Annotated in this window: 4 protein-coding genes and 1 pseudogene; 2 read left to right on the top strand and 3 right to left on the bottom strand. The window is 63.9% G+C overall.

The genetic code is table 11. From position 1 onward, the window contains the following. Window positions 1-1,639 (top strand): efflux RND transporter permease subunit (locus tag Q0S16_RS08270; protein ID WP_295846923.1); only part of this gene is annotated, 1,639 nt, incomplete at its 5' end. Between the two features lie 119 nt (window positions 1,640-1,758). On the opposite strand, the gene Q0S16_RS08265 is transcribed toward Q0S16_RS08270, so the two are convergent. Then, window positions 1,759-1,962: a hypothetical protein gene (locus tag Q0S16_RS08265; RefSeq protein ID WP_295846921.1), complete on the bottom strand. Its 204-nt coding sequence runs from the start codon at window positions 1,960-1,962 to the stop codon at window positions 1,759-1,761. A 397-nt stretch (window positions 1,963-2,359) separates the two neighbouring features. Between Q0S16_RS08265 and Q0S16_RS08260 the strand changes: the two genes are divergently transcribed. Next, window positions 2,360-3,028, top strand: coding sequence for an HAD-IA family hydrolase (locus Q0S16_RS08260; protein WP_295846920.1), 669 nt, complete (start codon window positions 2,360-2,362; stop codon window positions 3,026-3,028). Here Q0S16_RS08260 and Q0S16_RS08255 read toward each other — a convergent pair. Then, window positions 3,025-4,467, bottom strand: coding sequence for a hypothetical protein (locus Q0S16_RS08255; RefSeq protein ID WP_295846919.1), 1,443 nt, complete (start codon window positions 4,465-4,467; stop codon window positions 3,025-3,027). The two genes, Q0S16_RS08260 and Q0S16_RS08255, sit on opposite strands and share 4 nt — an antisense overlap. 42 nt (window positions 4,468-4,509) lie before the next feature. Continuing rightward, window positions 4,510-4,831, bottom strand: a pseudogene (locus Q0S16_RS08250) (hypothetical protein); the annotation flags it as partial.

Below are 4,831 nucleotides of genomic sequence, written 5' to 3'. Positions count from 1 at the left end.
GACCCTGACGCCGATGCTGTGCGGACAGCTGCTCGGTCGCGGCAAGCCGCATGTGCCGCACGACGCGGCGCGCCCCGCCGGCAGGTTCGCGTTGTTCTATGTGAGGAGTCTCGACTGGACATTGCGCCATCGGTTGGTCGCGGGGCTGCTGACACTGGCGGTGACCGGCGCCACCGCCTGGCTGTACGTGCTGCTGCCGAAGGGCTTCATGCCGACCCAGGACACCGGGGTGATGTTCGTGCGTACCATCGCGCCGCCCAGCATTTCCTTCGCCGCCATGGAGGACATGCAGCGCGCGGTCGGCCGTGCGATCCAGCAGGACCCGGCGGTGTCGGGCCTCGTTTCCTATATCGGCGAGGGCAATGGCGGCGCGCTGAGTATCGGGCAGATGCTGGTGGCGCTGAAGCCGCTCGATCAACGCCGGATGGACATCCAGAAGGTGATCGCGCGGCTGCGCGAACGCATGGCTGGCATCGCCGGCATCCGGGTGTTCTTCGTGCCGCTGCAGGATCTCAACCTCGGCACCCAGAGCGGCGCCGGGCGCTACCAATACACGATGTGGGGCGTCGATGGCGCCGAGGTAACCCGCACCGCCGAGGGCATGATCCGCCGCGTCCGCGCACTGCCGGAAGTGACGGACGTGATCGCCAGCTGGGAGACCGGCGGCTTGCAGGCCGGGCTGACCATCGACCGCTGGCGCGCCGCGGCCCTCGGCGTCACCTCGGTGGCTATCGACAACACCCTCAACGACGCCTTCGGCCAGCGCCAGATCAACCTGTTGTTCCTGCCGACCAACTATTCCCGGGTCATTTACGAGGTCGAGCCGCAGGCGGCGATGGACCCCTCGGTAATGAGCCAGCTCTACGTCGCCAGCGCCGCCGGCGGGGCGGTGCCGCTGTCGGCCCTGACCCGGCCGTCGCGGGCGCACGCGCCGATGTGGATCCGGCACAGCGCGCAGTTTCCGTCTGCCACCATTTCCTTCGACACCCGCCCGGGCAAGACGCTGGGCGACGCCATCGCGGCGATCCGCAAGGCGGAAGCCGACGCCCACTTGCCCGACGAGGTCAGGGTCGAGTTTCGCGGCGAGGCCAAGGAAGCCGCCGGCTCCGGCATGAAGCAATTGCTGCTGGCCGGCGCGGCGCTGGTGGCGATCTACATCGTGCTGGGCGTGCTGTACGAAAGTTTTGCCCATCCGCTGACCATCCTGTCGACGCTGCCGCCCACCGTGTGCGGCGCGCTGCTGGCGCTGTGGGCCGCCAAAATCCCTTTCACGTTGATCACCGCCATCGCCTGCATCCTGCTGGTGGGGATGGTGATGAAGAACGCCATCATGATGGTGGATTTTGCGCTGGATGCCGAGCGGAGCCGCGGCCTTTCGCCCCGCGATGCGATCGGCGAGGCCGCGCGACTGCGCGTGCGGCCAATCACCATGACCATGCTGGCGGCGATCCTGAGCGCGGTGCCGATCGCTATCGGTACCGGACCGGGCTTCGAACTACGCCAGCCGCTCGGCATTGCCATCGTCGGCGGCCTGATCGTGGCGCAACTGTTCACGCTGTACACCACGCCGGTGATCTACCTTGCCATGAACGATTGGCGCAGCATGACACGGCTGCGCCGCCGCGCATCTCTCGATTGATTTCAAAATCTGTGCCGGCATTCCCATAGAACGACCGTTTCTGGCGCAAACATGCCGTGCGACTCAAATCTTTGATTGGAAGTGGCGTTTTTTGTCGGCATTTGAAGACTGCAATGAGATCAGGACTCACCCAATAGCCGGATTACCGCTAGAATTGGCAGGGCGCCCCCTAGCAACCTTATCGCAAGACGATTGAGCTCGTCGCGGCTGCCGATGGCTGCGGGGACCGAACGGCTTCGGGAGATCACCCCGAAATTGGCAAACTTGACCTTCAGCGTCACCCTCCGGCCGCGATTGCCGGTGACGCCATCCGTTTTCCGCATTCTGAATGGGCTGCTAACCTATTGATACGACTAGGGGCGGGCTCCCCGCATAATTCAGAATAAGCGTTGATATTGCTGAGGGTCTGCGCTGATTCTGATTCCCCCATGCGGAGGTTCGATCCCTCCCGCCCCAGCCAGCGAGCCTTCAAGTATCTGCGGATGTTGATGATTTGTCCCAGTCGAGGACCGCGGTGTCGATGTGAGGCAGTTCAGGGGCGTGGCCGGCGTCGTATCGGCGGTCGCGGCCGGATCAGCGTTACCGGGATGCTGGCGCTCATTGGATTGACGCTGCCCGGAACGCGTTGCTAGGTGTGGCGTTGCCCGGAACCCGGGCTGCATCGTCCTCACGGTCGATTCCGAAATGTTTTACCCATATTGCTGCTTCGGGATCATGGCCATGAAGCTTGTCGTGTTCGACTTCGATGGCACGCTCGTCGACAGTCGCAAGCTGATCGTTGAGTCGAACCGGATTGTGTTCGGCGAGTTCGGACTTTCGCTTCCCGCTCAAGAAGACAGCTTTGCACTGGTCGGACTGTCTCTCGAATCCGTTCTTGCACGGTTGGCCGGGCCGGACGCGCCGATTGAGCGGATGGTCGCCGCCTATCGACGCGTCATGCCACAGCTTCGCGCCGACCGTGCCTTTGCGGAGGTGCCGTTCGATGGAGCTGGCGAATTGTTGCGCGAGCTTTTCGAGCACAAGGGCGTGCGTCTCGGGATCGCCACGTCGCACGTGTCGCACACGCTGGCGCCCGCGTTGCGGCAGTATGGATGGCACGACTATTTCTGTACGGTCCAGACCGCCGACAATGCCCTGTCCAAGCCGCATCCGGGTATGCTGCTGAAGGCGCTGGGCGAAGCCAATGTCGAGGCTGCCGACGCGGTCATGGTTGGCGATACCACGTTCGACATCGAGATGGCTTGCGCCGCGGGTATCCGCGGAATTGCCGTGTCGTGGGGCTATCACCGTCCTGACCGACTTCACACCGCGGGCGCGATCCGGGTGGTGGACGACATGGACGAACTCCGCGACTATCTGCTGGCTTCGTTGCAACCGGCCGCATCCTAGCGATGCAGACACGCGTAGACGCGGACCAGCTCGCGCGTCTCGGTCGGAACCGCGCGGCGTGCCTCCGCGTTCGCCGTTGCCGTCGCGCATGACAGCCAGAAATAGTTGCCGGTCGGGTCGATCACGAGCCGGTTTGGCGCGAAATTTGCGACAATGGCCGACAGGTACGGTGTGGTCGAGAACCACGATAGTTGACGCAGCTCCGAAGCGATGCGCTCCGACGAGACGAAGCGCGGACTGCCGAGCGCCGGATCGGAAGCTTCGCCCGTCGCGAGCGCCGAAACGGCGTCCCGGTAATGCCGCCACGCCGCGACAAATTTTCCGGTCTCGATCACATGTACCAATGTCAGGAGCAAAAACGCCGCTGCGAGCGGCCGGCGGCTTTTACCTCGCGCCGCGGTGATCACGCGGTCGAGGCCTGGCAATCGACCGCTGAGCCCGCCGTTTTGGTGCGGCGCGCAGAGGATCGCCAGCCCGCCGAGTGCGGGCGTCACGATCACCAGTGCCGTTCGGAGATAATACCGGCTGCTCGCGTGGATCGCCTGGTCGAATAGCAGCCAGTACAAGGCCAGCACGGCCAGCACGACCATGGCCGCGTAAAGGTCGGCCCGCTCAGGGGTCAGCCGCGACAGCGCCAGATAGATGGCGCCGTAGCCGGCGATCGTCGCGAGCAGGAGCAGAACGATACTCACCTGGAAGATGCCCATATCAAAGAAGCGCAGGGCGGCCCGGATCAGCGCGTCGGCGTAGTACGCATCGGGCGGAATCAGGAACTTGCTGGCGACAGCCAGCGCCAGGATCACGATCAACATCGCCGCCACTCGCTGAAATCCAATCGTGCGCCAGCCGCGCGGCGCAAGCGTCGCCACAATGGCACAGGTCAAGACCAGAGCGCCTTCATGCGTAAAGGCGAGGGCGAGCAGCAGGATGAAAACAAGAAATCCACCAGCGGCGGTCGGTCTGGCATAATGGGTGGCCGCCAGCGTCGGCCAGAACAAGGCGTGCGCCAGCCACATTTCGGTGGGAAAGCCGAACACGAGGGGGCAGAGCATGGCTGTCGAAAAACAGGCATAGACAAAAATGACGCGGTCGCGTGAGCGGTCGACCACGAAGGTGCCAATCAGGCCGGCGAGCGGCGCAATGTAGAACAGCAGACCATAGACGCGGATTCCGGCGCCGGGGTTGCCGCTCAACCTGACAAACATTTCCGCCGGCCAAAGGGTCAGGGCGTAGACCGACAGCCGGCCGGATATATTGTGCCAATGGAACGCCCAGACATCTTCGACCGTCACCGCGTAGGAAAACATCGCGCCATCGGCATAAAGCTGTAGTTCGAAAGCGAGCGCGATGACGACGAACGCGACCGACCAGCCGAGGCCAATGCCGATCACTGTCGCGCGCAACAGGCCGGCGTGCGGGCGGATCGTAGGCAACGACATGGTGCCGAGGTTCCCTGTGCTGTGCGCGGGCTCCCTGGCTCGCTAGGACAGATCGGCGAGCGAGGTCATCAGTTGATCGAGCCGGTGCCCGGAGCGCGCGGCCTTGGCGGTCATGTAGCGACGATTATCGGCATTGACCGGCGCTTCAAGCGACATCCGGCTGGCAATTTCGATGCCGGCCCGTGTGAGCCCGTCGAGCTTGGCCGGATTGTTGGTCAGCAGCGCGATCCGCGTGCAGTCCAGCATTTGCAACATGCGGGCGGCGACGCCGTAGTCGCGCTCGTCATCATCGAAGCCTAGCGTGGTGTTGGCGTCGATGGTGTCGAGGCCACCATCCTGCAATTGATAGGCCCGCATCTTGTTG

The sequence above is a fragment of the Tardiphaga sp. genome (assembly GCF_025356345.1).
Taxonomy (GTDB): Bacteria; Pseudomonadota; Alphaproteobacteria; order Rhizobiales; family Xanthobacteraceae; genus Tardiphaga.
Note: the sequence above shows the minus strand (reverse complement) of the source record. Positions and strands in the feature narration are given on the sequence as shown.

Excerpts from the sequence above, each read along its gene's own strand:
- Q0S16_RS08255 (WP_295846919.1), bottom strand. The coding sequence starts at position 4,467 with ATGTCGTTGCCTACGATCCGCCCGCACGCCGGCCTGTTGCGCGCGACA.
- Q0S16_RS08260 (WP_295846920.1), top strand. The coding sequence starts at position 2,360 with ATGAAGCTTGTCGTGTTCGACTTCGATGGCACGCTCGTCGACAGTCGC.
- Q0S16_RS08265 (WP_295846921.1), bottom strand. The coding sequence starts at position 1,962 with ATGCGGAAAACGGATGGCGTCACCGGCAATCGCGGCCGGAGGGTGACG.